Below are 26,990 nucleotides of genomic sequence, written 5' to 3' on the forward strand. Positions count from 1 at the left end.
AGCAATGCTCGCCGGGGCCATTTCGTTCTCCGGATCGAACACATTCCCGCCAGGCGAACAAACCACGAACAGCGCTACAATCGCACATGGCTTCGCCAGAGGGACTGCTCGACAACAGAGTGCTGCTCGAAGGCATCTGCGTGGACGACCCCGCGCAGGCTCTCGCCTGGGCGCACCCTGTCGTTGCCGAGTGGTTCCTCGCCAGGTTCGGCTCCGCCACTGAGCCCCAGATCGCGGGCTGGCCCGCCATCCTCCGCGGCGATCCCACGCTGATTTCCGCGCCTACTGGCTCCGGCAAGACCCTCGCCGCGTTTCTCGTGGCCATCGACCGCCTCCTGCGCGCAGCGCTCTCGGGCAGCCTCGCTCCCTGGACCCACATCCTCTACGTCTCGCCCCTCAAGGCGCTCTCCAACGACGTTCAGAAGAACCTCGACGGCCCCTTGCGCGAGATCCGCGAACTGGCACTCCAGCGCGGCTTTCTTTGCCCGGAGATTCGCACCGGCGTCCGGACTGGCGACACCCCACAGAAAGATCGTGCGGCCATGCTGCGCCACCCGCCGCACATCCTCGTCACCACGCCTGAGTCGCTCTACATGCTGCTCACGGCCGAGAAGCCCCGCAAGAACCTCGCCCGCGTGGACACCATCATCGTCGACGAAGTCCACGCCGTCGCCGATGACAAACGCGGCTCCCACCTCGCCCTCACCCTCGAACGCCTCGATGCCCTCGTCCGTGGCGAAAACCGTCTCTCCCCCGGCGCGATGCTCACCGGCATGGCCCGCGCCCCACAACGCATCGGCCTCTCTGCCACGCAGAATCCCATCCAGCTCGTGGCCAACTTCCTCTTCGGGAGCAGCAGCGGGCTTCAGCCCGCGGAAGCGCACACCCGCACTGAAGGGGCTTCAGCCCCGGAGGAGTTGTGCGCCACAGCGCCCTCTGAGCCCTGGGCCCTGAACCCTGGCCCCTGGGCCCTGAACCCTGGCCCCTCCCCCCAGATCATCCAGGTCGGCCAACGCCGCACCCTCGACCTCGCCATCGAAATCCCCTCCGACGAGCTCTCGTCCGTAGCCTCCACCGCCATGTGGACTGAGCTCTACGACAAGCTCGCGGCTTACACCACGGGCCATCGCTCCACGCTGGTCTTCGTCAACACCCGCCGCCTCGTCGAGAAGATCAGTTTTGAGCTCACCGAACGCCTCGGCGAAGACGCCGTCGGCGCGCACCACGGCTCGCTCTCCCGCGCCATGCGCCTCGATGCCGAGCAGCGCCTCAAGGCCGGTGAGATCAAGATCCTCATCGCCACCGCTTCGCTCGAGCTCGGCATCGACATCGGCTCCGTCGATCTCGTCTGCCAGATCCAGACCACGCGCAACGTCGCCGGAGCCATGCAGCGCGTCGGCCGCGCGGGCCACTGGCGCGGAGCCATCCCCAAGGGCCGCTTCTTCGCCCTCACCCGCGACGACCTCATGGAGCAGGCCGCGCTTCTGCGCAAGATGACCGCCGGCGAGCTCGACCTCCTCGAAGTCCCCGAAGCTCCCATCGACGTCCTCATGCAGCAGATCGTCGCCGCCTGCGGTGCGGAGCCGTGGGAGGAAGATGCGCTCTACGCTCTGGTCACCCGCGCGTGGCCCTATCGCAACCTCACCCGCACCGAGTTCGACGAGGTCGTGCGTCTGCTCCACTCCGGCATCGAGAGCACGCGTGGCCGTTATGGCGCGCTGTTGCTGCACGATGGCGTAAACGGCCGCCTGCAGGCTCGACGCGGCGCGCGGTCCATCGCCATCACCAACGGCGGCGCCATCCCCGACACGGCCAACTACGCTGTGATGCTGCAGCCCGAGAACGTCCAGATCGCCACCCTCGACGAGCACTTCGCCGTCGATTCCTCTCCTGGCGATGTCGTGCTGCTGGGCAACACCAGCTGGCGCATCCAGCGCGTCGACCCGGCAGGCAAGGTGCTCGTCGAAGACGCCCACGGCGCTCCACCCACCATCCCTTTCTGGGAAGGCGAAGCCCCGCAGCGCACCTCCGTCCTCAGCGACGGCGTCAGTGATCTCCGTCATGAGATCGACGTCCGCACCCGCAACCTGAAGCCGAACGATCTGGGTGCCCCATATCTCGAAGAGATGTGGGAAGGACCTACCCCTGAGGTGTCATCTCGACCGGAGGCCGCGCCCTTTGCGGCCGCAGCGAAGAGACCTGCATCTCAACCCCAACACCCAACGACCAACACCCAACAACCCAAACAATCCCCTCACCACCAGCTCCTCTCCACCATCGCCTGGCTCCGCGAGACCTGCTTCCTCTCCGACTCCGGCGCACGCCAGCTCATCGCCTACATCGTCACCGGCCGCGCCGTGCTCGGCGCCGTTCCCACAAAAACCACCATCATCGCCGAGCGCTTCTTCGACGAAGGCGGCGGCCAGCAGCTCATCCTGCACGCTCCCTTCGGCGGCCGCCTCAACAAGGCCTGGGGCCTCGCTCTGCGCAAGCGCTTCTGCCGCGGCTTCAACTTCGAGCTTCAGGCCGCTGCCACCGACAACGGCATCAACATCTCCCTCGCCGAGCAGCACAGCTTCCCGCTCTCCGACGTCTTCCGCTTCCTCTCGGTGCACACCGCGCGCGAGCTGCTCGAGCAGGCCTGCATCCCCAACCCGCTCTTCAAGAACCGCTGGCGCTGGGCCGCCGGGCGCTCGCTCCAGCTGCTCCGTATGCAGAAAGGCAAGCGCGTCGCGCCTCAGATTCAACGAACGAGATCCGATGACCTGCTGGCGAGCGTCTTCCCCCACGCCTCCGCCTGCCCGGAGACGATGACCGGCGACATCGTCATCCCCAACCACCCGCTCGTCCGCGAGGTGATGAAGGACACCCTCACCGAGGCCATGGACATCGAAGGCCTCGAAGAACTCCTCGCCGGCATCGAGTCCGGCGCCATCCAATGCCTCGCCGTCGACACGCCCGTGCCCTCGCTCTTCGCGCATGAGCTCATCAACGCCATGCCCTACGCCTACCTCGACGAAGCCGGCCTGGAAGAACGCCGCGCCCGCAACGTGACCACCCGGCGCACCCTGCCCGACAACATCGCCGATGGCGAAGGCCTTCTCGATCCGGCAGCCATTGAAAAGATTCGCGAGGAACTCTTCCCCGACATCCGCGACGAACACGAGCTGCATGACCTCCTGCTGCAGCTCGTCGCCCTTCCCACAAACTTCATCGGTCTCGACCCCACAACAAATGTGTCATCGCAATCGGACTCTTCCGCAAATGTGTCATCTCGACCGGAGCACAGCGCAGCGGAGAGACCTGCTTCTCCACCGGCGACTGCAACGACTCCGCACGCTGGCCCCTGGGCCCTAAACTCTGGACCCTCATCCCACCGCGCCCGTCACTGGCCCACCCTCTTCGACCGCCTCGCCCAACAAGGCCGAGCCCTCGCCCTCCCCGTTGGCGATCGCCACTTCTGGATCGCCGCCGAGCGCCTCGAAGACGCGAAGCTCCTCTGGCCCGAGCTTGCTGCCCTCGACCTGCCAGCACCCCGAGCAGCCGCACGCGACTTCGTCCTCGCCGGCACTGAGTACCGAGAGCCCCAGTCCTTCGCTCCGCGCGACACTGCGGCCCTCGCCCTCACGCAGGGCTGGTTGCAGATCCTCGGCCCGCTCACGCCTGCCGGGCTGGGCGCGCTGCTCCAGCTCGACCCCGCGACGCTCTTCCAGTCCGCCCTCGCCATGGAGATCCAGGGCCTCGCCATGCGTGGCGTCTTCGAGTGCCCCAAGCCGAGCGAAGCTGACCCGTATTCCATCGAATGGTGCGAGCGCCGCATCCTCCAGCGCATTCATCGCCTCACCCTCGGCACCCTCCGCAAGGCCATTGAGCCCGTTGCCCCCGCCGTATTCATGGACTGGCTCGGCACCTGGCAGCACGTCACGCCCGAGTCCCAACTCAGCGGGGAAGAAGGCGTCCTCGCGGCGATCGAACAGCTCGAAGGCTTCGAAGCTCCGGCCGTTGAATGGGAGCGCACCCTGCTCCCTTCGCGCGTCGCCCACTACGACCCCACCTGGCTCGATAACCTCTGCCTCGCCGGCATCGTAGGTTGGGGCCGGATCTCTCCGCACCCCGCGTGGAACGATTCGGGTGCCCCGGGTCCCTCGCCTTTGGGAACCCGGGATGAGAGAGCCCAACCCGCCTCCGCATCACAAGGGCCACGTAGAGTCATCCCCACCTCCGCTGCGCCCATCACCTTCTTCCTCCGCGAGTCCGCCGACTGGCTGCATCACGCCCTCGCCGAGAAGTGCATCGATGAGCCCATCCTCGCGCAGTCGCTTTCGCCACAGGCCCAGGCCATCCGCGCGCTCCTTCACGACAGGGGCGCGGCCTTCACCGCCGACCTCCAGCGCCAGTCCGGCCTCACAAAGCTCGAGACCACCACCGCCCTTTGGGAGCTCGCGACGGCAGGTCTCGCCTCCGCCGACGGCTTCGACCAGCTCCGGGCCATGATGGACCCCCGCCGCAAGTCCGCCTCCATCGCGCAAACGCCGGCCACCAGCCTCCGCAAACGAGCCTTCGCCCGCACCACCGCCGGCCGCTGGTCCCTCCTGGCAAATGTGTCATCTCGACCGGAGGACGCGCACTTCGCGGCCGGAGCGGAGAGACCTGCAGCTCCGGGTGCCCCACGTCTCGCTTCTGAGACGTGGGCTTCGCAGGACGTTCGCGCACGCGCTATCGCCCACGCCAAGTCCCGCGATGCCGCCCTCGACGCCCACGCCCGCATTCTGCTCACGCGCTACGGCGTTCTCTTCCGCGATCTCCTTGCGCGCGAGTCAAACGCCCCCAAGTGGCGCGATCTCGTCCCTATCCTCCGGCGCCTCGAGGCCCGCGGCGAGATTCGCGGCGGCCGCTTTGTCTCCGGTCCCTTCGGTGAGCAGTATGCCCTCAAGGAGGCCGTCGACTCCCTCCGCGCAGCTCGGAAACAGAGCTCCGCCCGTTCTGCTGGTGCCGAGCCCCGGATCCTCTCCGTCGCCGCCGCCGACCCCCTCAACCTCGCCGGCATCCTCGTTCCCGGCGAGCGCGTTGCAGCCATTCCCGGACGAGCGGTCCGCTTCATCGACGGTGCCGTCTTCGAAGACGAATCCGCGCAGCCGGTCGCGGCTAGACTTCCGCCAAAGAAGGCTCGCACCCGCTCCATGGCCGACCTGCTTCGTTCTGAAGCCAACACCGCGCAGCCTGTTGCCGCGAGCTACGACTCGTTACGATTGTTCTCGTGAGCCTTTCCGAGCCGCCGCCATCCTCAGAGCGCAGCAATCCCGCCCCGGCCGACGCCGACGAGGACTTCTACACTGAAGACGGCTTTGTCGTCTTTACCGCGAGCTTCCTGCTTCGCCGTGGCTACTGCTGTGGCAATGGCTGCCGTCACTGTCCCTATTCTGAAGAAGAGGGATCGGCGTCTGCTGGCTGACTTCGGTTCGCGCCTTCAGCCGGATCAGCGCGATCACCATGCGTTTGGCCGCATCCATGTAGGCGCTGCCGCAGCCAAGTACGGTCTCGTGGTTCAGGCGTTCGCCGGCGTCGGCGCGGCGCACCACTTCAGCTGCAGCTTCATGGAAGTGGGCGTGGTCAGCAGTCAGTGCAGCATACTCCGGCAGGTCATGCCACTCCATGCCTTCCTCATGCAGCCATAGGCCCAGTTCGCACTGGTCGTCGCGCTCTACCGTGGCTGCGTCCAGGCTGCCATTCGGCTGCGAAAGGTATCCCGACAGCTTCGCCTTCCATTCCGAATGCGAGGTGACGGCTGATCGAAAGTCCATGGGATACCCCGCTGGCCAGACCGCATCGCGGCTGCACAGCGAGATATCGGCGCTTCAACTCCGGCTGTTCGATCCTGACCGCGTGAATCGGCCTAGTTTGACTCCGGCTGCGGTCGCGCAGCCGCGGGGCTGCCCAGCGCCGGCAGGCTTCCTGCTGCCGCCACGCGTCGCTTGCGCAGCTCATCCGCGTTGGCCAGCATCAACTTCACCTCAGGGTCGTTGAGATACGGTCGCAGGGCATCGTCGTCCGCCATCTCGGAGCGCACGTCGTAGCCGCCTTCGCTGGCCTTCGCGAGCCATTCGCGCGCCAGGGCCGGCCGCTTCGACCGCGCGTAAAGCCTCGCCAGCTCGAAGCAGAACTGCGGATAGTTCCGCGATCCCACCACGTGCGCGGTGATGCCACCCGCCTCGCGTGCACGCATGATCGTCGGATCCAGCTTCAGCGCCGCCGCGAGCTGCGTCTGCGCGCCCTCCATGTCCTTCTTCTCGAAGTAGGCCATGGCGAGGTTCGCGTGATACACCCCGGACCGCCGGTCGTAGTGGATCGCCTTCCTGTAATCTTCGATCGCCGAGCCGTAATGGCTCTGTGTGAACTCCGCCACCGCGAGGTTGTTCCATGCCTGCGAGTTCTTCTTGTTCACACGGACCACGCGCAGGAACAGCTCCCTCGCAAGCTCATTCTGCCGCAGCTCCAGGCGCACAATGCCCATCTTGTTCAGCAGGTGCGTTACCTCGCCGCCACGTTGCACCGCAAACTCGTAGTAGTCCAGCGAGTCTTCCGGGAAGCGCCGGGCTCGCAACACATCCCCGGCGAGTTCCAGCTGTGCGGCGCTCGCGGTCTTCGGATCAGGGAGATGTGGTGCGATCGAGTCCCACTCCGGGCCGCTATGCAGGCTGGCGCGTTCTTCGGGAGACGTCGAAGCTGCAGGTTTCTGCGCTGCAGCGACGGTCGCCGTAAGCGCGACCACAACGAGCATCGAAAGGCCAAACGTTGTTGAGAGCCAGCGAAGTGGGCGCATGGAAGGGCCCCTCCTTGTCGGTGGCCCAACATCATGCGCCGCGCCCGATAGCGCGTCAAGCCTTCTCTCGACCTGGCCTTCCGGACTTACGCCGCAGAGGTGCTCCGGGTCCCGATTCTGGGAGCAGGGATGAGCCGGTCACGGCTCATCCTCAGCCTGCGAAACTCATCAATGCGCGGTAGGAGCAGGCGCCGGACTCGCCGCAGCCTGCGCCGCTGCTGCGGCCGGCTGGATGCGCACCGCCATCCTTGGAAACGTGAAGCTTCCGCCCGCATCGTCGATCACGTTCACCTGGCAGATGTACGTCCCCGGCTTCAGCGGCGCCAGCGGCACATCGAACTGGAACGCCACCGCACCGCGCGTCGGCACGTTCACCACGTCGGCGGTCACAAGCGGCGTCTCGTACACCTTCACGCCGCCGCTCAGGAACTCGATGCTGGTCAGCACATGCACCGGCCCTGCATCGCGCCGCACGATCCCCGGCGTCGGAGCAGGCGCAGGAGCATCCTTCGCGCGCGCCGGGTCATACACCTCGTACAGCAAGTACAGGTGCTGGTCCTGCCGGAAGACGTGCGCCACGTTGGGCACCCAGTTCAGGCCATCGCGCACCAGCAGGTTGCTGCCGCTGTTCTTGCTGGTGTCCGGCACGCGCTGGCTGGCCAGCACAATCGAGCTCGTCTTGATCGGCAGCTTCTTGATGTCCGGCACCTGCAGGTCCGTCTCGAAGCTTCCCATCGCTCCGGTCTGGTTCTCGCGCACCACGAACTTCAGGTGGTAGCGTCCCGGCGCCAGCGTAAACGCCGTACCGTACTGGATATTCTTGCGCTCCACGTGCTGCGAGGCATCGAGCGAAAGCTTCACCGTATCGCGCACATTGCCCACGGTCACGCCCTGCGCGTTCTGCACCCGGCCCATCACGTCGATGGATGCCTTGCTCATGTCCTTCACGGTCGTGAAGGGAATCTGCGAGCCCGGGATCACCAGCGATACCGGAACGTAGAACAGCGTCTCGTTCTGCCGGAAGTACAGCGCCTGGAGATACAGCGCCACGTCGGTTGCGGGAAGGTCGCTGCGCATCTGCTCGGTCAGCGCCATCTCGCGGTCTTCGGTCTTCTGGTGCTGGAAGTCCGCGGGGGCGTAGTAGCCGGGGCGGAACTCGAGCTTCACGTCCGGCCGGTTCACCTTCACCGTCAGGTGGCGATAGCCGCCATCGCGCGCCTTGTTCGTCGAGTGGAAGCCGAGGATGTAGTACGCCTCGGTGTCATGCTGGATCTGCTGAAAGGCCGGCGCAAAGTCGTTGTCGTCGAAGAATGCCTTGCCGCCTGTATCGCGCGCCAGCGTATCCAGCGTCTCCTGCGAGCTGTAGTTCGAGGCCAGCTGCGCAGTCATCGACGATCCCGAGTACGCACTCGTCCCACGCACCGAGCCCGAGTTGCCCGCACCGCCCGGAGGCAGCGCCTGCAGTCCGCGCGTGTCCACCGCATAGATCGCCATGTTCGCCTTCGCGGCCTCGTTCGTGGCCGCGCGCAGGCTCGCCTGGTTCTCGACGCCCTGGCGCGTCAGCCCGCCCGAGAAGTACAGCATCGACTTGCGCTGGTCCACATGCTCCAGCGACTTCGAGATCGCCTGGATCGCCAGCAGCTCGCGGTCCGTGTTCAGCGAGTTGTACTCCGAATCGTCCGCTGCAAACGCCGTCGCGTCGTCGCCGGTGCCGTCCGTCGAACCCGTGCCGCCGTTCGCAAAGCCCGTCTCGTCGTCGCCGTTATAGCGCTTGATCCCCCGCAGCAACGCAGCCTTGTCGCTGGTGAAGTCCTGGTCCATCGTCAGGCCTGTGGACATGCTCACCAGAGCCACCAAGTCCGCCGGGGCCATCTGCTTATTCACGTAATCGGTAGCGGCATCGACAGCCCGGTCGATGTCCTCGTCCTGCATCGAGCTCAGGTCGAAGAACAGCACGATCAGCCGGTGATCGTGCAGAGCCTTCGGGTCGGCCGCAAAGTTCTTCTCGAGCAGGTCCGCCACGCTGGCCTTGCCCACCACTGTGGACTTCTCCGCCAGCTGCGCCGCCTGGTCCACGTTCTGGTAGTCGAAGCTCACGATCTTCTGCGGCGTCTTGTCTTCGATGATCGTGAAGTCCGAGGCCTTCAGCCCCGTCACGGGCAGCCCCGACTTCTTGTCCCGCACCACCACGTTGGTCAGCACGATGTCCGCGTTCACGCTCAGCGTGAAGCCCTTCGCGCCCTGCCGCGCTGCGTTCCTGTCGTACTGCGCCTGCGCGTCGGCCGGCGCAGGCACCTGCTGCGGCGCTGCCGTCTGTGCTGTCAGCGCCCACGGCTGCAACGACGCCACCAGCGTCAACCCCACCACCGCCATGCTTCGCATCGAGGCTACCGTCATCGTGATCGCGCCACCATTCGCTCCCAACACCCAACACCCAACACCCAACAACGAAGAACGAAGAACTGACAACTGACAACTTGCAACGTCCTTAGAACCGATACCGCATCTGGTATGTGATCGACCGCATCCCCGCAGCGCTCGTCACCTGACCATAGTTGTTCGAGTTCAACGACGTGCTGATCCCGCTGTACTGCACCGTGTTGAACGGATTGCTCACCGTCAGCCTCGACTCCAGCGACCGCGTGCTGCCCAGCGTGAACGTCCTCGACAGCGACGAGTTCAGAGTCAGCGTCCCCGGGCCTTCAATCGAACCCGGGGATGCCGTGCCGTACACCGTCAGCCCGTTCACCAGCGGGGCCGTGAAGGCCGCCGTGTTGAACCACTGCTTCACCGTGCCCGCGCCCTTGGTCGATTGCCCCTGCACCCGGTTCGGCCGCTGGATGTACACGTTGCCGCTCAGCGCCGTCACCGAGCTCTGCGCATACTGCGGCGTGTAGTAGGTCCCGCTCGCAAACACAAAGCTTCCGCTCAGGTTCCACCCATCCAGGATGTACGCCACCTTGCCGCCCTTGTTGAAGAACGCGCGGTTCGGTCCGAACGGCAGCTCCAGCACATAGTTGCCCGACAGGTTATGCCGCTGGTCGAAGCTCGAGTTGCCTTCCTCCGCTGCCAGGTTGAAGAGGTTCTGCACCGGCGCGCCCACCGCTCCGCCCACGCCGCTCGCATTGTCGATCGCGTGCATGTATGTGTACGTCGCTCCCAGCGCGATCCCCTTCTGCATCCGCTTCTGCGCGCTCACCACCAGCTGGTTGGAGTGCGCCCACGCTGCCGACTCTTCATAGTCGAACGGAGCGAACGCCGGCAGCAGGTTGCCGCTCGCGGCCACGCTCGTCGGCACACCATTGGGCGAACCCACCACATCCAGGTTGGAGGCCTTCGTGCCGTTGTAGCCCACGTTCAGCACGATTCCCATCCCCACAGTCTTCTGCAGGTTCAGGTTGTACAGCTGCACCATGCCCAGCCGGTAGTTCTTGTCCACCGCCCAGTTGTTCTCGATCACCGTGCTCGTCGTCGGGAAGCCGTTGGCCAGCGTGATGTTCGGTGAGTTGCTCAGCGTGTTGGTCTGCGTCACCGCGAACGGCGGCTGTCCGCTCAGCTTCTGCGCAAACACCGCATACTGCCCGGTGTTGTAGTTGATGCCGTAGCCCCCGCGCAGCACGGCCTGCTTGGTCAGCCCCTTATTGGGAAGCCGGTACGCGACGCCAATGCGCGGCGCATACATCGTACGGTCCGGGTTCACCAGGCTCGAGGGATACTTGCCGCCATAGGTGCCATTCGCTCCCGGCAGCACCACATCGAAGTTCTTGAGTCCCGCATCGTGGTCCAGGTTCACCAGCCGGTTGTTCTTCTCCGTGTACGGCCCGAAGTACTCATACCGCACCGCCGCATTCACCGTGATGTGCGAGCTCAACCGCCAGTCGTCCATCACGTACCAGTCGTAGACGTTCTCGCGCAGGTAGGTCTTGTAGAGGTTCGCCTGGATCGATGTCGTCTGCGGCGATCCCAGCAGGAAGTCCGCGAACGCATCGCCGCTGCCGCCCGCCTCACCGGCCGAGCCCGCGCTGCGGTCGGCTGCGCTCGCCGTTGCATAGCCCGTAAAGCTGAAGCTGCCCAGCGGAGTGTTGCCGCCCGCCGTGTCCGCGTGCACCCGCCGCACGTCCAGCCCGAAGCGGAAGTTGTGCTTCGCATGCCGCCACGCGACGAAGTCGGAGAACGCAATCGTCTGTTGAATGCTCTGTGTCGGCGTCGTGTTCGAAAGCCCCGTAAAGCCCGAGAGCCCGATCGACGGCAGGCCGTTGTAGAACCGTGGATTCGCAAACCCCGAAGCATTGTTCGGCACCGTGATGCCCGCCGTCGCGCTCGGATTGTTCGCCGTGTTCGTAAAGTAGTTGTGCGTCTCCGACGACAGCCGGTTCCAGTTCACGCTCGCGTTGTTGGAGAGCCTGCCATAGCTGATCGTGTAGCCCACGTTCAGCCCGTTGCCATCGCTCGAAGTCGCTCCGCCAAGCGGCACAAAGATCTGCCGCACATCGTTGGCTGAGTGCGAGTAGTTGTAGGCGACGTTGATGTTCTGCCGCAGCGTCGGCTTCTGGTTCTGCTGCCCGTTGCGGCCATTGCCACCACCGCCATTGCCGCGGCCTCCACCACCGCCACCAAAGCGCCCGAACGGCGTATTCGTCGCCTGTCCCAGCGTCCGCACATACCGCGTGTTGATCGCGATGCTGTTCGTCGCCTGGTTGGTCACCGTCTGGTAGTTCTGGCCCACGGAGTTCGGCGCAATGTTGGGCAGCGGATAGTAGTTCAGCAGCGCCACCGCCTGCGGAGAGAGCGTGAGTCCCGCGCCGGCGTTCGCTCCGCACAGCGCCACCAGGCAGTTGTTCGGGATCGTCGTTGCGCCGTTTGTCGTCGGGTTATACAGCGTCACCGGCTGCGCGGAGCTTCCACCCCGCAGCGTCGAGGCAGAGAAGTCGCCCGCACGCTCCGCCGCCGTCGGCACAATCCCGTTGAAGACCTCCGGCGTCAGGTTCTTCTTGCCGGAGATGTTCAGGAACATGAACTGCTTCGTGTTCGGCTTCGTCAGCCCCGGGATATACGGCGAGGCTGCCAGCGTCACGTTGAAGTTGTTCTGGAACCCCGGCGGCTTCGGCACCGAGGTCTGCGTCGGCGACCACGCCGACGAGTTCAGCGCAGAGTCCGCGCCCTGGTACTGCAAGCTGCCGTGTGGCTGCGCCGGGTTGAAGTTGCGGAAGTTGCCAAACCCGCCACCACCTCCGCCGCCACGTCCACCGCGTCCTCCACCCCCGCCGGGACCACCGCCACCCGGGCCGCCAAAGCCTCCGCCGCCCATCATGCCGCCCATCACTCCGGCGACGATCTGGTTCGCATCCACACCCGGAGGCAGCATTCCGTTTTGGCGAGCGTTATCCATCGCGTTCTGAATGCGGTCGCGCATATCGTCTTCGCTTACTCCGGCCAGTGCGTTGGTCTGTCCCGCCTGCCCGTTCACCGCGATCGCATCGTCCGCTGCCGCGGCTCCCGGCCCGGTCACGCTGTCCGAAAGCCCCGACAGGGACGGCAGCGCTGCTCCCGCATTGCCTGCTCCCGAGCTCGCGTCCGTCACATCCGTATCGCCCTGCGCCAGCGCCAGAGACTGCGTTCCGTTGCCCGTGCGCGCCGTGGCGCGTGTCTGCGCTGCTTCGGCCGCCGCAGCCCGGCTCGCCAGCTCCAGCCCAAAGTCCGTCGCCTTGGCCGCAATCACGATGCCCTGCGTCGCCGCCTGCGCCTCCACGCCGGTCAGCACTACCTCCTGCGTGGGCGTGGTGAAGCCGGTCAGCTCAGCCTTCACCACGTAGCGGCCGTTGCGCGGAATCTTCATCTCGTAGTTGCCGTCCACGTCCGTCGCCGAGGTGTACTTGCGCCCGGTGAGCGTGTTCGTCGCCGTCACGCTCACGCCCGGCAGCGGAATGCCGCCCGGCCTGCCCGTCGTCCCCGCCACTACCTTGCCGCGGATCGTGCCGCCCTGCGCGGGGGCGGGGGACTGCGCTGCCGCCGGATTCTGCGCCGCCGCGGCAGGAGCTTGTGCCGCTGCCGCTGCCTGCGGCGCTGCCGGGACCACCTGCGCGCAGGCTGCGGCTCCGGCCGCAAGGGCCAGCGCTCCGGCGCGAACGAGTTTGTGCGTACTTGGCAAGAACACCTCTCCCGTACCAGCCCTCAGGCCAGTGGTTGGAGCCAGAAATCTCTTCGTCAATGCGCTTGAATCCACCAGCCGGTCCGAATAGCCCTCAGCCGTCCGTTACATCCCGGGAGGCGGTGGAGCACTCCCCGCCCCAGCCCCGGCAGGAGCGCCCTCGGCCCCGTTCCGACGCCGTCCTCCGCCCTGGCCCGGAGTCATCACCACCAGCTGCTTGGGCACAAACGTTCCGCTCTTCAACTCACCCTGACCCGCCACCTGGTCGCCCACCTTCACATCCGCCAGCGTGATGCTCTCGCCTGCGTCCGCCGGCGCAGCGCCCTGCGCGCCGCTGGGCTGCATGCCGCCCGCGTTTATCCCGCCGGCGCCGCCGCGTCCCGGGCGTCCCCGCCGAAAGCTCGTCGACTCATCCAGCCCGATCGTTTGCGACACCTTGTCCGGCCGCTCCACCGTCAGCTTCGCGTTGTCCAGGTCGATCGCCGTCACCCGGCCCGTGATGTAGGTCTTGCCCAGGTTCTCCTTCAACGCCTTTACGGTGGCCGCGTCCACCACCATCACCAGCGCCGCATGCAGCGCCTTGTTGGGAGCGTCGAGGTTGCCCATCGCGGTCACACCGTCGCCCGGCTTCAGGTCGCCCACCTTGGCCTCGGTCATCATGGTTCCTCGGCCGGCGCCATCGGCCGCGCCTGCCGGCCGGGCGCTCTCGCCGCCACCCTGACGGCCCATCCCCATCCGGCCTCCACCCTTCATCACGCGGGTGTTGTCCGTCGTCACGATCGTCAAGGTGCTGCCGTCCTCGGTCTTCACCGTGATGTTCGCCCCGGAGACCGACACCACCTCGCCCGCAGCGCGCTGCATGCCGGCATACGGTCCGCCCTGCCCGCCGCCATACCGGCGCCCGCCTCCGGCGGCGGCATCTTGTCCCGCATCCTGCGCGCGGCAGGGAAGTGCAACGGCCAGCAGGCCCAGGGTAAGAGCGGCGACCGCAAGGCTGCGGCTGGCTGCGATCAAGCGCGTCTGAATCGTCTTCGACATATTCGACATAGGAGTGACCTTCTGCACGGGTAGACGCCATTGTCCGCCGGAAGACGCGGCCCTGGGGGTAACAATTTGTAAAGCCTCCCGATCTTCCGACGCTGCACCTCAACGCGGGGAGCTAACCACCCGGCCTAGTGATTTCATCGCCGTAGGCTGGCCGCCCTACCGCGACCGTCTTACACTCGCCTCATGCCCGAGTCCCTCGCCAACGCCATCTCCCCCAACCAGCACCACGAGCACCACTTCCAGTCCTCGGACACCGTCCGCGACATCGTCATCGGCCTCGCCGACGGACTCACCGTCCCCTCCGCGCTCGCTGCCGGCCTCGCCGGGGCCGTCTCCTCTCCGCGCCTCGTCGTCGTCGCCGGACTCGCCGAGATCGCGGCCGGCTCCATCGCCATGGGCCTCGGAGGATTCCTCGCTGCGCGTGGCGACGCCGAGCACTACGCCTCCGAGCTTCGCCGCGAACAGCGCGAGGTCGTCGAGCAGCCCGGCGACGAAGCTGACGAGATCTATGAGATCTTCGAGAAGTACGGTGTCCCGCACGCCGCCGCGACCCCCGTCCTTCGCTCGCTCCAGGCCAATCCCAAAGCCTACGTCGACTTCATGATGCGCTTCGAGCTCGGCCTGGAGGAGCAGGAGAAGGGCCGGGCGTGGCGTTCCGCCGCCACCATCGCCGCCAGCTACATTGCAGGGGGCGCCATCCCGCTCGCGCCCTATCTCCTCCTCGGCAGCATGACCGCTGCCCTCCAGACCTCCGTCGTCATCACCCTGATCGCTCTCGCGATCTTCGGTGGCCTCAAGGGCCGTCTCCTGGGTTCGCACATCCTGCGCAGCGCGGTGCAGACGGTGCTGATCGGCGGCCTCGCCGCCTCCGTGGCCTTCGTCCTGGCACGTTTGCTCAACAGCCACGGCGCATAATGGCAGCTCGCGGGCTCGCCGCTCGACGCCAACCGATACCAAGGTGTCAGGAACTACGCTTTCCTGTGTCAGCAGACATCCGGGCGTTGTCTAATTCCTCGTAACCGTAAGGCAAACACGGCATCCAAACCACAGCAACAGGGACAACGCATCGTGGCCACGAGCAAGAGCAACAACTCGTGCCAGCGGAGCATCCCACCGCCGATTGGAGATTCTTCGCATGCTGACTCAGCAGCCGGTCGCCGCTTCGCTCCTCGAGCGCTTTCGCTCCGTTCGCCAGGCCACCATGGACTTCGCCTCGCGCCTCACGCCGGAGGACATGATGGTGCAATCCTGCGCCGAGGCCTCGCCCGTCAAGTGGCATCTTGCCCACACCTCCTGGTTCTTCGAGACCTTCGTCCTCTCCGACTTCGTCGCGCAGTACAAGCCCTTCAATCCCGACTTCCGCTGGCTCTTCAACAGCTACTACAAGGCGCTCGGCGAGATGCCCGCGAAGAAGCTCCGCGCCTCGTTCTCACGGCCCCCATTGGACGAAATCCTCGCCTACCGCCAGCACGTCGACGCCGGCATCGCCCAGCTCCTCGAGCAGACGCCGGAGGACGAGGCCATGCGCCGCATCGTCCTCGGCCTCGAGCACGAGTATCAGCATCTCGAACTGGCCGTCACGGACGTGAAGAACGCCTTCTTCACCAACCCGCTGCACCCGGCCTATCGCCTAGAAAGCCCGACGGAGCATGAGGAGCGTATCTCGCCTCCGCTGGAATGGCTCAGCTATACGCCGGAGGTCGCCGGCCTTGCTCCCGGGATCGTCGAGATTGGGGTGACGCCCGATCCGGCTGCGCTCACCAGCTTCGCCTTCGACAACGAGACGCCGCGCCACAAGGTGTATCTCGAGCCCTTCCGCCTTGCTTCGCGCCTGGTCACCTGCGCAGAGTACCTGGCCTTCATGGAGGACAGCGGCTATGAGCGCCCGGAGCTTTGGCTCTCCGAGGGCTGGGACACCATGCGCGACCAGGGCTGGACCGCTCCGATGTACTGGCGTCGCGACGCCGAGGCGAAGTCCGGCTGGAGCGTCTTCACGCTCAGCGGCTTCCGCGACCTGGCGGAGCTGAGCGAGACGCCCGTCTGCCACCTCTCCTACTTCGAGGCCGACGCCTTTGCCCGCTGGAGCGGTCACCGTCTGCCCACCGAGTTCGAATGGGAGTACGTTGCGGCGCGATGTCACCCGGCCGGCAATCTCCTCGAGTCAGGCTACCTGCACCCCGCGACCGCGAGTGCGGACCTCGGCCAGCCGCAGCAGCTCTTCGGCGACGTGTGGGAGTGGACGGCTTCGCCCTACACCGGCTATCCCGGCTACAAGCCGCTTCCCGGCGCTCTCGGGGAGTACAACGGCAAGTTCATGAGCTCGCAGATGATCCTCCGCGGCGGGTCCTGCGCGACACCCCAGACCCACATCCGCGCGACCTATCGCAACTTCTTCCAGCCTTCCATCCGCTGGCAGTTCAGCGGCCTCCGCCTCGCCCAGGACGGTCCAGGCTAGACACTGCTGGCTTTCGTGTTGTCATCCTCGGACAAGATCTGCTTCCCCGGGTAGCGCAACTGGCAACTCGCAACGCGAAACTGGCAGCTCGAAACTCAATCAGTCTTCTTTGATCGACGATCCCAATGTGACTTCCGAAAGTAGACATTTCGGCTACACACGTAACCCCTCGATAGAGGGCTTTCGAGCCTTTTCACGCAATGAGTGATCTTCTCGCCCGCCCGCTTGCATCCAAGCCCGAAGCCAGCCCGTAAACCCGAAGGCACCACCAGCGCGAAGAGGCGCGGACGAATCATGATCCAGATCACCGACTCCCTGCAGGAATCCGTTCGTAACGAAGCCCTCAAGGGCCTGTGTGTCGCTCCCGGCCAGCAGAAGACCCTCTCCCCCTGGCTCTTCTACGATGAGCGCGGCTCCCGGCTTTTCGAAGACATCACGCGCCTCGACGAGTACTACCTCACCCGCACCGAGCGCGAGATCTTCGCCGTCAACGCAAAGCAGATCGTCGCGTCGCTCGGTGGCCCCGTCAGCTTCGTCGAGCTCGGCGCCGGCACCAGCACCAAGACCGGGCTGCTCCTTTGCGCGGCCTCGCATCAGCAGAACGGCGTCCTCTACCAGCCCATCGACGTCAGCTCCTCTGCACTTGAAGAAGCTTCCGTCAGCCTCCGCGAGAAGGTTCCGACTGTGCGCATCAGGCCGCTCGTCGCTAATTACATCACCGACGGCTACACCATCGAGCGCGACCTCACGCAGGAGGGCGCCTGTCGAGTCATGGCGCTCTACATCGGCTCCAGCATCGGCAACTTCGCCCCGCATGAGGCCATCGAGATCCTCAGCAACCTCCGCTCGCAGCTCCAGCCCGGCGATGGCCTGCTGCTCGGTACGGACCTCCGCCCCGGCTTTGGCAAGACCATCGCGCAGCTGGAGGCAGCCTACGACGACGCCGAAGGGGTGACGGCGGAGTTCAATCGCAACGTCCTCGTCCGCCTCAACCGCGAGCTCGATGCCAACTTCCACCTCGATTCCTTCTCCCACGTGGCGCGCTGGAATGAAGCCGCAAGCCGCATCGAGATGCACCTCGAAAGTCTCTGCGAACAGACCGTCCACATCGCAGGCCAGACCATCCGCTTCGCCGCCGGAGAGACCATCCACACCGAAAACAGCCACAAGTTCTCCGCGGACTCCCTGCAGGCACTCTTCCAGGAGGCAGGCTTCACCGTCTCCCGCACCTGGAACGATCCCAGGCAATGGTTCGCCGTGACCCTCGCCCGCGTGGCCTGATCGGTCCAGAGAAAGCGTCATCCTGAGCGAGGTCTGACGCGCTCGTCGCGTCTGACGAAGTCGAAAAACCGCGATGGAGCGCAACGCACCTCGACCTCATCCAGCCCGCGCGAGAATACGGCATCAGAGGCTATTCGCTGCTCTGCTACTCAGCCGTCCGGCGGTAGTCCCCGCTCTTGCCGCCGGTCTTCGACTCGAGCACAACTTCGCGGATGCGGATGCCCTTGTCCAGCGCCTTGGTCATGTCATAGACCGTGAGCGCCGCGACGGACGCTGCCGTCATCGCTTCCATCTCGACGCCTGTGCCCGCGACCGTCGCTGCAGTCGCTCGGATCTCCACGCCCCCGGCAACGACCGTCGCTTGCACGTCCACAAAGCTCAACGGCAGCGGATGGCACATTGGAATCAGGTCAGCAGTCTTTTTCGCTGCCATGATCCCGGCAAAGCGAGCCACCTCCAGCGGATTGCCTTTGGGGTTCTCCGGCAGCGCCGCCAGCACGGACTCGTTCAGCTCCACGAAAGCCCTCGCCACGGCCTCGCGCCGCGTCGCCGACTTCGCGCTCACATCGACCATGTGGGCCTGCCCGGCCTCGTCGTAGTGGGAGAGCTTCTCCGGCGCATCAGGACGCACCCCAGGCGGCACCTCAGGATCCTTGCTCATTCTTCTCCGTCCGTCCCTTTTCAGCCCGATCTCGCGCCATCCAAAGCCCCGGCCCGATGATCAGCAGCGGCAGCAGGCAAACAATCACCATCAGCAATGTGTTCACGCCGGCCGTCACGACGTGCTGCATCATCCACACCGCGAAGAAGCCAAAGACGTAGCAGCTAAGGCCGATGCCCGTCAGGACCCCGCCGAAGAACGCCTTGCCTCTGCCTCGTTTCGCCATGAACCTGATGCTATCGCAGCCAGCAGCTACCGCAGCAGCACGCGGACCGTATCCCCGGCCCGCAGCGCCTCGCTGCTCGGCGGAAGCACGCAGAAGCACCCTGCCCGCGCACTGGCGGCCACATCGCCCGAGCCCTGCCACGGCACCAGCTTCACGGTGACGCCGTCCCACGCACTGGTCAGCTGCGCTGGAAGGAACCGCGTGCGAGCCCCTGCACCCTTCACGTCCTCGGCCAGCCGAGCTTCCACAAATGCCGGAGCCAGGTCCGCACGTCCGCCAAGAGCTCGCAGCAGCGGCGCGACGAACAGGTGGAAGCAGACCTCGGTCGAGACTGGGTTTCCCGGCAGACCGAAGAAGTACGTCCACTCGCCCTGCCAGTTTTCGAACTCCCGGGCGCGGCTGGGGTGATACACGATGCCGCTCTTCGGCAGGCGCCCGAAGACCACCGGCTTGCCCGGTTGGATCCACGCGCCGGTGAAGAAGAACTCCGCCCCGCACTCGGTCAGCACCTGCTCGACGAGGTCATGCTTGCCCATCGAGACCCCGCCGGAGAGCACCAGCAGGTCCCACATCGATCCCTGTGCAATGCGTTCGCGAAGATCGTCCAGTTCATCCCGCGCGATGGCGAGACGCTCCGGCGAACCACCTGCTGCGCTCACCAGCGACGCCAGGGACCAGCTATTGGAGTTGCGAATCTGCCACGGCTCAGGCTGCTGGGCGATGCCAACCAGTTCGTCGCCCGTCGCGATGATGGCGACCCTGGGCCTCGCATAGACCTCGAGGGTGGCGCAGCCCGAGGTTGCGGCAACCGCAACTTCGGCGGGCCCGACGGTGCGGCCCGAAGGGAGCACCACATCGCCCGCGTGCGCCTCCGCTCCGCGCGGGACGATGTTCTCGCCGGGCTTCCAGGTCCGAGCTGGCTGTGCGGAGAGGTTATCGCCATTCCGCAGGACATGCTCGAGCATCGCCACACAATCTGCGCCTTCCGGCACTGGCGCACCGGTCATGATCTCCAGTGCCTCGCCCGACGAAATCGCCGGGCCGCTCCACAGCTCGCCCGCGCGCAGCGAGCCGATGATGTGCAGCGCCGTGCCCGCAGACAACTCGGCAGCCCGCACCGCGTAACCGTCGCGGGTGGAGCGGTCGAACGGCGGCTGATCGCGGTCGGCATAGATCGGCTCCGCCAGCAAGCGGCCATCGGCGTCGCGCAGGCCGATGCGCTCTCGCTCGAGGGGAGCTGGCAAGGTGCGAGCGTGGCGCAGAACCTCCGCCAGAGCATCGGGAAAGCTTAGTACGCGTTCGATGATCTTCCTCCTCCGGGCGACCGCCCGGGTGCTTTCAGCTTAAGAGAGAAGCCCCGGTCAGCGTGCGCTGGCCGGGGCTCTTGAGTTGAGACGGGGCTTACCTCTTCTTGCCGCCGAACTTGGTGACCTGGGTCTGATCGAAGGCTGCGAGAACCTCCTTGATGCTGGGTGCGAACTTGCCGTTCGGTTCCAGCTCAAGGTACTTCGAGTAGGCCTCGATGCAGCCCGGAGGCGCGACGAGCTTCTGCGACTTCGGGTCGAGTGTTGCCTTCTGCACCAGCACCTGGCCCTTGATGTAGTAGGGATCGGCGCGGTTCGGATCGGCGGCGATCGCCTTCTCCGCCGCGGCGAGAGCCGCTTCCGACTGCGAGGCATTGAGCATCACAGCGGCTTCGTTGTTGTAGTAGAGGCCGGCCTTGGTGGGATCAGCCTTGGCAGCGCTCTCGTACGCCGCGGTGGCCTCCGGAATCTTGTTTTCCTTGGCGAGTACGTTGCCCATCTGGCCGTAGCCGACGGCCTCCTGCACAGGCAGCGGCTTCTTGCTGGCGGCGTCCTTGTCGATGCCCGTCTTGTACGCCGTGACGGCCGTGTCGTACATCGCCATCGTGTCGGGATCGCTGGAAGCTACCTTCCCGGCGGCCTTGTCCGCGGCGGCGAGGTGGTCGCCCTGCGCAGCAGCGGCATCGCCGTAGTTCAGCCAGAGCAGCGGCTCATCGGGCTTCTGGTCGGTCGCCTGCTTCATGTCAGCGACGTCCTTGCTGACGTCACCCTTTGTCGGGGCAGCCGCCGCGAGGTCCGCGCGCACCTGCTTCAGCGTGTTGTTCAGGTTCGCGATCACCGAGTTCGACTTCATGATCTCGGCGTTCTTCTTCTTGAACTCCTCGATCTGCTTCTTCTCTTCGGGAGTCATCTTCGCGATGTAATCCGCACGCGTCATGTCGTCATCGACGACCATGTCCGGCGTGTTGGGCTTGATCGTCACTTCGATCTGATCGATGTGCTTGTCGCCCTGGGAGACATACATGAAGTAGTCGCCGGGCGTCAGGCCGGGCGCCGTGTAGTTGCCATTCGCATCGCCCGTCACCTTGGCCGCCATCTTGGCGTCCTTGTAGGCCACAGACTTGTCCTTGGTGAACTCGACCGTAACGCCTGGGATCGGCTGGCCCGCAGCGTTCTGCACGTGGCCGTGAGCGGTGGTGGTGGAGGCGGCGGGAGCCTGCGCAAACAAGGTCGAGCTGAACAGAACGGCGCCAGCGGCCGCGGTCCAGAGATTGCCCTTCAGAGTCTTCATGGTCGGTGAACCTTCCTCGCGTGGTGCTTCTCTTGCGGGGCGCCTGGGGCGGCCCGGGTTTCTATGTGTGGCCTGGAGTCGGCCGGGTGCGGCATCTGCGCGTGCGTGTGGCCCGGTCCAGAAGCCAGTCCAGATGCCCAGCGGACAACCCTTGCAGTCCTGGCCGGGTGAAGGCCTGACAGTGCTTGCAGCAGGCGGACCCGGCCCACCACGCCGCAAAATCGCGCCGGGTGAGCAGCACGATCAAGTTACATGGAACGGCTCGCCCAATTCAACCTTGGGCGCGGAGGCTGCGCGAACTCCGCACGCACGCCGGATGCCCCGGCGCCAAAAACGCCGCGAATCAGTCTTCCGTGCCCTCTTCCGAAAGAGTTTCCTGTGTCTCTTCCGCGGCTGTCACCTCGGCCTCGGTGGGAGGTGTGTCCTCTGCAGACTCCAGCAGCTCACGCGCTGCCGACTCATCGGAAACCCGCACCTGCACCTGGCTCTCGAAGGCGAAGGGCATCAGGCTGTTGGCGTTGGCGCTGCGGAGCAGGGCGGGAATCCCGGCCGACTCCAGCGCGGACTTCGCCAGCCCTGCGCCTGCGAGGTCGGTAAAGGTCCCTACGGTTACAAGTTGCTCATCGGAGGTTGTTTCGGGGGTGAGGCTCATGGCATGCTCCTGGTTCTTCGAGCTTGGATGACAAGGAGAGGTGAGACGTGGCCGAAGGACGAGGAAACAGCGGTTCGATCGCCTGCCTGCGCCCGAACGTTTACTTGATGTCGATGGACTGCAGGTGGAAGGTGATCGTCCCGAAGAAGAGGCGCGCCTGCATCTGCACCGGGATGTGCCGTGCGTCGTCGGTGTACCAGATCCAGATGGAGCCGCGGTTCTTCACGACGCCTTCATCGGCGGTGGCCTGCACCCGGACGGTCTGGAATGTTCCGGCCGGGGTCTTGATCTCTTCCTTGGCTTCGACCTTCATGCCGACGGTGATGGTGCGCATGGAATCGGCCAGCGGGAAGGATACCGTCTGGCCCGGCGTCAACGTCTGCGACTGCGTGTAGAAGATCGCCGACATGTCGTCGGTGACGCACGCGGGGATGTTGGCTTCCTTGTGGGTCGCCGTGCCCTTGACCAGGTTGCGCTCGTCCTGCAGCTGCCTGCCGTGGGCGTAGTCGAAGGTCAGGTCGGTAGCGATCTTGCGCCGATTTTCCTGGATCTGCTTGTGAAAACCCGTGGAGCAGCCCGTCTTGAGGTCGAAGCCCGACTGAAAGCGGTCGACCACAGGGAAGAGCATGTTGACCGCGCCGACCGTGTCGGCGGTGGTCGAGATCCTGACGTCGCTGCCTACCTGATCGAGCTTGAAGACCGCGACCCCGGCGGTAAAGACGCGCCAGTCCACGGTGAAGCTGAGGGTCTCGTGCTGCGGATAGGTGAAGGCGGGATCTGGAGCGGTCAAAGGGGGAATCGGCTTCTGCGGGGCAGGAGTCCTGGGCGCACCGAGGAACTGCGCTCCGGCCGGGGCTGCCTGCGCGAGCGCCATTGCGGCGGCAACGCACAACCCTGCCTTGGCGAGTAGAACCTTGCTGGCCTTCAACGTGATGGTCTCCTGTTTGCGTGGAGGCAGTGCCTTAGACGGCAGTGCTCCGGAAGGCCTTGCTCAGACTCGCCAGTGGGCGCTGCTGCCGACCCACATTCTTATTGCAAGCACAGCGTACAGGGCAGCCGCGCCTATCAGGGCATTGTACTCACGGTGGTGCCGGTAACGCCCAGGGTCGAAGCCGCCGCTATTGAGTTGGACGTCAGGAAAGTGCGGCCGGGTGAGCCGCCAGCCGAGACGCGGAACCTGCCGGGCGTAGTCGTCAAACCCCGGGAAGGTCGCCCGCAGGAAGGTCTCTTCGCTCAGGATCGTCGGCCAGTAGATGGCGAGGAACATCCCGACCAGCAGGACGACCATCTGCCAACGGCCTGCCGCGATGGCGAAGCCGGCGGCGATCAGGATCGAGCCGAGGTACAGCGGATTGCGGGTGTGTGCGTAGGGGCCGGTACGCGTAAGCTCAGCGTTTTTCTTGACATAGCCGGCGGCATAACCGCGCAGCCAAAGCCCGGCGGCAGTCAGCGGAAGGCTCAGGAGCAGGGACTGCCAGCTGGGACGCGCCAGCAGGATGAGCGCCACCGCCAGCACGAACCCCAAGGGGACGCGGATGCGGCGTGCGATCCGCTGCCAGCTGGTCTTGTTCGACTGCGAAGAGCTCATTCGGTCGATTGTCTCAGATTGACGGCTGGGGCGGGGGTGCGGCGACCTCTGTGACGGCTGCGAGTACCTGCTCGACGGTGATGCGAGCGAGGCCGGGGTCGGGCTCGGAGGACTTCCTGTAGCTCGTCGGAGAAGCCGCATCGCGCAGGATGATCTTCGGCCCCGGACCCCACGGGCCGTTGCGTTCGGGGCTGGTCGGACCGAAGAGCGCGACGGTGGGAACTGCAAGCCCTGCAGCGAGATGCAGCGGGCCGGTGTCGCCTCCGACCACCAGGTCGACGCGGCGGACCAGGGCGATCAGTCCGGAGACATTGCACACCACCGTGCGCGCCGCGCCCTGGCTGGCTGAAGCGACCGTGAGGGCGGTGGGATCGTCCTTACGGGGCGCGTTGACCACCACGTCGTAGCCGCGGGTCTGGAGCTCCTGCGCGAGCCGGCCGTAGCGGGCGTTGGGCCAATGTTTGGCGGCCCAGCCTCCACCAGCCGCCAGCAGCGCGAGCGGACGGCGCAGGACCGCCTCGCGCTCGGCCCAATCCTCGGCCCAGGGTTCCACGGGGAGGGCGAAGGGCTCGGGCTGGAGGTCGACGCCGGTGGCCGCGCCGAGCAGCTGCGTGTTCATGGCGACGATGTGCTCCCCGGTGCGGGGGATGCGCTGGGAGTAGAGGCGAGCGGCGAGCGGCTCGCGTGGGGCGGAGAACCCGGCGAAGGCTACCGCGTTCGCGAACCTGCCGATGATGGCTGAGCGGAGCGTGCCCTGCAGGTCGACGGCGAGGTCGTAGGCGTTCGAGCGCAGTTCGGAGCGAAGCCGGCGGATCGACCGCAGTGTTGCGAGCGAAATCGGCGCCTTCGACCAGAGCTTCGTCTCGGCGAGGTGGACGTGATCCACGACGGGCCCCAGTCCACCGCCGCGGCCCTGATTGGCTCCGGGAGAATCTACGGCAGTAAGCAGCGGGGCCCAGCGCGGGTCGACGACCCAGTCGAGCGTCCAGTCGGGCCGCGCGCGGCGCAGTGCGGCGACCGCGGGCAGGGCGTGGATCACGTCGCCCATCGCGCCCGTGCGGACCAGCAGGATCTTCACAGCGTGGCCCCTTGGGGTTGGGGCGTGACGGCGTCGGCGAGGCGAGATTCTACCTCGCGCATCAGGCGCTCCGGGTAGACGAAGTCGACGTTGAGCTCGGCAACCATGATGGCGCCGATGGTGGCGAGGCGCTCGCGCATGGGCTGGGTGAGCTTGACGGCGTCCTTCTCCGTGGTCACGAGCCCCGTGGCCTTGAGCGACTGCGCCAGCTCGATGATCTTCTCGATGTCGGGCATCGTGTAGCGATGATGGTCCGGGAAGAAGATGGTGTCGGCGATGCCGCAGCCCGCCTGCGTGAGCATGACCGCGAAGCCTTCCGGTCGCGCGATGGCGCAGAAGGCGACAGGCCGCAGGCCTGCGCCAAAGACGAACAGCGGCGAGGCGAAGTGCAGGCTGCGCCGCAGCGTCCAGATCAAAGCCGCCGGCCGTTGCGGGGTTGCCGGACGCATCAGAAGCCGGACGCGCTTCTCGATGCGCTCCTGCTCGTCCTCGCGCAGCAGGATGAAGTCGGCGCGTGCAATCGCGGCCAGAGGCTCGCGGCGATTGCCTGCGGGCAGCAGCGCATCGTCGAGGTCGGCTTCAGTGACCAGCACCATGTCGAGGGTGCGCGCGAGCTGGCGGTGCTGAAAGCCGTCGTCGAGCAGATGCAGCGCGCGCGTCGATGGACCCAGCTCGTAGGGGGCGGGCTTGATTGCTGCTTCGGCCGCCCGGCCGGCGGCGTAGCGCTTGCTGGCGACCCAGACAGGAGCCCCTGTACGTTCCGCCAGCAGCACGGGCTCGTCTCCGTAGATGGCGGCGGCATTGTCGGCCGTGGGCTCCACGTGGGCCACGCCGCGGCTCTCGCGGCGGTAGCCGCGCGAGAGGATGTCGACCTGCCAGCCGCGTGCACGCAGCAGCTTCGCCAGCGTGATCACGACCGGCGTCTTGCCCGCGCCGCCGGCGGAGATGCTGCCGACGCTGAGCACGGGGTAGGTGAGCCGCTTCGTGGCGGGCAGGCCCATGCGGCGCAGGGCGTCCTTGGCTTTGAGCGCGGCGGCGTAGATGGGCACCAGGGGCCACGCCCAGGGGCGACGGGCGCTCATCGGGAGGCTCCGGAGAGCAGTGCGAGCAGGGCATCGACGGTGCGGGCGGTGGCGCCCTGCTGTTGCTCGAAGACACTGCGCCCGCGTGCACCGATGGACCTGGCTTCGTCTCGATGCTCGATGAGATATCGGAAGACCTCTTCGAGTTCCAGCTCGTCACGGACGATTCGAATCGCGTCAACCTCGCGCATCTTGCCAACGATATCCCTGAAGTTCTCGAACGATTGGCCCATGACGACGGGTACGCCGAATTGTGCCGGCTCCAAAGGATTGTGGCCGCCTCGGGGGAACATGCTACCGCCAACGTAGGCGACATCGGCTAATTCGTAGACGGCCGCCAGATCGCCGATCGTATCGAGCAACACAATGTCTGGCGCATCCAGGCTGTGGCCGTCAGTTTGATTGCGCTGCACGGTATCTTCCGCACTCTTCCCAGCGAGAAGGTCGGTAGCCCGGAGAGATGGGAAGTCATAGGCGATCTGCCATGCTTCTTCGAAGCGCTCTGGGTGACGGGGTGCGAGCACGAGCAGGGCATCGCTCGGCAGAGCGCCCCGCATCCAGCTCTCGACGACCTGTGCTTCCTCCGGGGCAACTCGCGCCTCGGTGCTGGCGACGGTGCTTCCGGCGACAACGATTGGCCGTCCGTTCGCGACGATCCGGATCAGATCCGCAACTTTGCTCTGCTTTGGCGCTCGCACGTCGTACTTCAAGTTGCCGCTCGTCCGCACCCCATCCGCTCGTGCGCCGAGGTTGACGAGCCTGCGAGCGTCTTCTTCGCTCTGAGCAAGGAAGAGCGTGACCTTCGCGAGCAATCGCGACCATATCGCGCGAAATCGCTGCGCCCGGGCAAAGGACCGGTCGCTGACGCGGGCATTGACGACGCTGACGGGAATGCTGCGGCGATGGCATTCGGCGAGCATGCGCGGCCATAGCTCACTCTCCATCAGGATTAGGGCGTCGGGCATCAGGGCGTTCAGGTACGCGCGCACGGCGAAGGCAAGGTCCAGCGGGTAGTAGAAAACCCGTTCTGCGCCAAATCGCTGCCGGGCAAGCTCCTGGCCGGTGCGTGTGGTGGTGGAGATGACGATCCGGAAGCTGTCGTTCTTCTGCTCGCGGAGCGCGGCGTCGAGTTCCGCCACAAGTCGCGTAGCGGCGAGGACCTCGCCCACGCTGACGGCGTGCAGCCAGACGATGCGGTGGCCGCGGGCGTACTCGCGCAGGGTGGCGGGAACGCGCCCGAGGCGTTGCGCGAGGCCTTCGCGATAGCGCTGCGTGGTCAACATGCGCGTCAACCACCACGGGGCGCTCAACGTCAGAGCGAGCAGGAGAAGCAGGCTGTAGGCGGGCATCATCGCGT

General features: G+C 65.9%; 19 protein-coding genes and 1 pseudogene. 5 read left to right on the forward strand and 15 right to left on the reverse strand.

Features of this window, described 5'->3' with window-relative positions; genetic code table 11:
- Window positions 1-86: 86 nt before the first annotated feature.
- Window positions 87-5,261, forward strand: a complete 5,175-nt coding sequence (locus C4S68_RS23635; RefSeq protein WP_235011635.1) for a DEAD/DEAH box helicase — start codon at window positions 87-89, stop codon at window positions 5,259-5,261.
- On the forward strand, window positions 5,258-5,452 hold the full coding sequence (locus C4S68_RS15815; protein ID WP_103934042.1) for a DUF5522 domain-containing protein: 195 nt from the start codon (window positions 5,258-5,260) through the stop codon (window positions 5,450-5,452). Before C4S68_RS23635 ends, C4S68_RS15815 begins: the two co-directional genes overlap by 4 nt.
- 133 nt (window positions 5,453-5,585) lie before the next feature.
- On the opposite strand, the pseudogene C4S68_RS23640 reads toward C4S68_RS15815, so the two are convergent.
- The 5 genes and pseudogenes from C4S68_RS23640 to C4S68_RS15840 form a co-directional block, all read right to left on the reverse strand.
- Window positions 5,586-5,801: pseudogene (locus C4S68_RS23640) on the reverse strand (CZB domain-containing protein); the annotation flags it as partial.
- Window positions 5,802-5,893: 92 nt separating this feature from the next.
- Window positions 5,894-6,820 carry a tetratricopeptide repeat protein gene (locus C4S68_RS15825; RefSeq protein WP_103934044.1) on the reverse strand — a complete coding sequence of 309 codons (927 nt, stop codon included), beginning with the start codon at window positions 6,818-6,820 and terminating at the stop codon, window positions 5,894-5,896.
- Between the two features lie 168 nt (window positions 6,821-6,988).
- Window positions 6,989-9,217 (reverse strand): VWA domain-containing protein, encoded by a 2,229-nt coding sequence (locus tag C4S68_RS15830; RefSeq protein WP_235011636.1) that lies wholly within the window; start codon window positions 9,215-9,217, stop codon window positions 6,989-6,991.
- 91 nt (window positions 9,218-9,308) lie between these two features.
- Window positions 9,309-12,968, reverse strand: coding sequence for a carboxypeptidase-like regulatory domain-containing protein (locus C4S68_RS15835; RefSeq protein WP_235011637.1), 3,660 nt, complete (start codon window positions 12,966-12,968; stop codon window positions 9,309-9,311).
- A 105-nt stretch (window positions 12,969-13,073) separates the two neighbouring features.
- A complete protein-coding gene (locus C4S68_RS15840) occupies window positions 13,074-14,015 on the reverse strand; it encodes a hypothetical protein (protein ID WP_146072177.1) in 942 nt (313 codons plus the stop codon).
- Between the two features lie 183 nt (window positions 14,016-14,198).
- Here C4S68_RS15840 and C4S68_RS15845 point away from each other — a divergent pair, with 183 nt between their 5' ends.
- The 3 genes from C4S68_RS15845 to egtD all read left to right on the forward strand — a co-directional run bounded on the left by C4S68_RS15845 (window position 14,199) and on the right by egtD (window position 17,751).
- The gene (locus tag C4S68_RS15845; RefSeq protein WP_200821566.1) at window positions 14,199-14,930 is read left to right on the forward strand and encodes a VIT1/CCC1 transporter family protein; all 732 of its coding nucleotides are present in this window, start codon (window positions 14,199-14,201) and stop codon (window positions 14,928-14,930) included.
- Window positions 14,931-15,150: 220 nt separating this feature from the next.
- Window positions 15,151-16,470 carry an ergothioneine biosynthesis protein EgtB gene (gene egtB, locus C4S68_RS15850; RefSeq protein WP_103934046.1) on the forward strand — a complete coding sequence of 440 codons (1,320 nt, stop codon included), beginning with the start codon at window positions 15,151-15,153 and terminating at the stop codon, window positions 16,468-16,470.
- A 294-nt stretch (window positions 16,471-16,764) separates the two neighbouring features.
- A complete protein-coding gene (gene egtD, locus C4S68_RS15855) occupies window positions 16,765-17,751 on the forward strand; it encodes an L-histidine N(alpha)-methyltransferase (RefSeq protein ID WP_103934047.1) in 987 nt (328 codons plus the stop codon).
- A gap of 145 nt (window positions 17,752-17,896) precedes the next feature.
- On the opposite strand, the gene moaC is transcribed toward egtD, so the two are convergent.
- The 10 genes from moaC to C4S68_RS15905 all read right to left on the reverse strand — a co-directional run bounded on the left by moaC (window position 17,897) and on the right by C4S68_RS15905 (window position 26,985).
- Entirely contained in the window at window positions 17,897-18,412 is a 516-nt protein-coding gene (gene moaC, locus C4S68_RS15860) for a cyclic pyranopterin monophosphate synthase MoaC (protein ID WP_103934048.1), read from the reverse strand.
- A complete protein-coding gene (locus tag C4S68_RS15865) occupies window positions 18,396-18,638 on the reverse strand; it encodes a hypothetical protein (protein ID WP_103934049.1) in 243 nt (80 codons plus the stop codon). Before C4S68_RS15865 ends, moaC begins: the two co-directional genes overlap by 17 nt.
- Window positions 18,639-18,664: 26 nt before the next feature.
- Window positions 18,665-19,945, reverse strand: a complete 1,281-nt coding sequence (locus C4S68_RS15870) for a molybdopterin molybdotransferase MoeA (RefSeq protein WP_327333774.1) — start codon at window positions 19,943-19,945, stop codon at window positions 18,665-18,667.
- Window positions 19,946-20,039: 94 nt separating this feature from the next.
- Window positions 20,040-21,233: a carboxypeptidase-like regulatory domain-containing protein gene (locus C4S68_RS15875; RefSeq protein WP_103934051.1), complete on the reverse strand. Its 1,194-nt coding sequence runs from the start codon at window positions 21,231-21,233 to the stop codon at window positions 20,040-20,042.
- Between the two features lie 343 nt (window positions 21,234-21,576).
- Entirely contained in the window at window positions 21,577-21,885 is a 309-nt protein-coding gene (locus tag C4S68_RS15880; protein WP_103934052.1) for a putative signal transducing protein, read from the reverse strand.
- A gap of 100 nt (window positions 21,886-21,985) precedes the next feature.
- The gene (locus C4S68_RS15885; RefSeq protein WP_235011639.1) at window positions 21,986-22,813 is read right to left on the reverse strand and encodes a DUF3108 domain-containing protein; all 828 of its coding nucleotides are present in this window, start codon (window positions 22,811-22,813) and stop codon (window positions 21,986-21,988) included.
- 63 nt (window positions 22,814-22,876) lie between these two features.
- A complete protein-coding gene (locus C4S68_RS15890; RefSeq protein ID WP_103934053.1) occupies window positions 22,877-23,473 on the reverse strand; it encodes a methyltransferase family protein in 597 nt (198 codons plus the stop codon).
- A 13-nt stretch (window positions 23,474-23,486) separates the two neighbouring features.
- Complete coding sequence (waaC, locus tag C4S68_RS15895; protein WP_103934054.1) at window positions 23,487-24,551, reverse strand: lipopolysaccharide heptosyltransferase I; 1,065 nt, start codon at window positions 24,549-24,551, stop codon at window positions 23,487-23,489.
- The gene (gene lpxK, locus C4S68_RS15900) at window positions 24,548-25,633 is read right to left on the reverse strand and encodes a tetraacyldisaccharide 4'-kinase (protein ID WP_103934055.1); all 1,086 of its coding nucleotides are present in this window, start codon (window positions 25,631-25,633) and stop codon (window positions 24,548-24,550) included. Before lpxK ends, waaC begins: the two co-directional genes overlap by 4 nt.
- The gene (locus tag C4S68_RS15905) at window positions 25,630-26,985 is read right to left on the reverse strand and encodes a 3-deoxy-D-manno-octulosonic acid transferase (protein WP_327333763.1); all 1,356 of its coding nucleotides are present in this window, start codon (window positions 26,983-26,985) and stop codon (window positions 25,630-25,632) included. The genes lpxK and C4S68_RS15905 overlap by 4 nt, the downstream gene beginning before the upstream one ends.
- Window positions 26,986-26,990: the final 5 nt, after the last annotated feature.

This window comes from Bryocella elongata (genome assembly GCF_900108185.1).
GTDB classification, from domain to species: Bacteria; Acidobacteriota; Terriglobia; order Terriglobales; family Acidobacteriaceae; genus Granulicella; species Granulicella elongata.

Coding starts and splice junctions, on each gene's coding strand:
- C4S68_RS23635 (WP_235011635.1), top strand. CDS start 87: ATGGCTTCGCCAGAGGGACTGCTCGACAACAGAGTGCTGCTCGAAGGC.
- C4S68_RS15825 (WP_103934044.1), bottom strand. CDS start 6,820: ATGCGCCCACTTCGCTGGCTCTCAACAACGTTTGGCCTTTCGATGCTC.
- C4S68_RS15830 (WP_235011636.1), bottom strand. CDS start 9,217: ATGACGGTAGCCTCGATGCGAAGCATGGCGGTGGTGGGGTTGACGCTG.
- C4S68_RS15840 (WP_146072177.1), bottom strand. CDS start 14,015: ATGTCGAATATGTCGAAGACGATTCAGACGCGCTTGATCGCAGCCAGC.
- C4S68_RS15845 (WP_200821566.1), top strand. CDS start 14,199: ATGCCCGAGTCCCTCGCCAACGCCATCTCCCCCAACCAGCACCACGAG.
- egtB (WP_103934046.1), top strand. CDS start 15,151: ATGCTGACTCAGCAGCCGGTCGCCGCTTCGCTCCTCGAGCGCTTTCGC.
- egtD (WP_103934047.1), top strand. CDS start 16,765: ATGATCCAGATCACCGACTCCCTGCAGGAATCCGTTCGTAACGAAGCC.
- moaC (WP_103934048.1), bottom strand. CDS start 18,412: ATGAGCAAGGATCCTGAGGTGCCGCCTGGGGTGCGTCCTGATGCGCCG.
- C4S68_RS15865 (WP_103934049.1), bottom strand. CDS start 18,638: ATGGCGAAACGAGGCAGAGGCAAGGCGTTCTTCGGCGGGGTCCTGACG.
- C4S68_RS15875 (WP_103934051.1), bottom strand. CDS start 21,233: ATGAAGACTCTGAAGGGCAATCTCTGGACCGCGGCCGCTGGCGCCGTT.
- C4S68_RS15880 (WP_103934052.1), bottom strand. CDS start 21,885: ATGAGCCTCACCCCCGAAACAACCTCCGATGAGCAACTTGTAACCGTA.
- C4S68_RS15890 (WP_103934053.1), bottom strand. CDS start 23,473: ATGAGCTCTTCGCAGTCGAACAAGACCAGCTGGCAGCGGATCGCACGC.
- lpxK (WP_103934055.1), bottom strand. CDS start 25,633: ATGAGCGCCCGTCGCCCCTGGGCGTGGCCCCTGGTGCCCATCTACGCC.
- C4S68_RS15905 (WP_327333763.1), bottom strand. CDS start 26,985: ATGATGCCCGCCTACAGCCTGCTTCTCCTGCTCGCTCTGACGTTGAGC.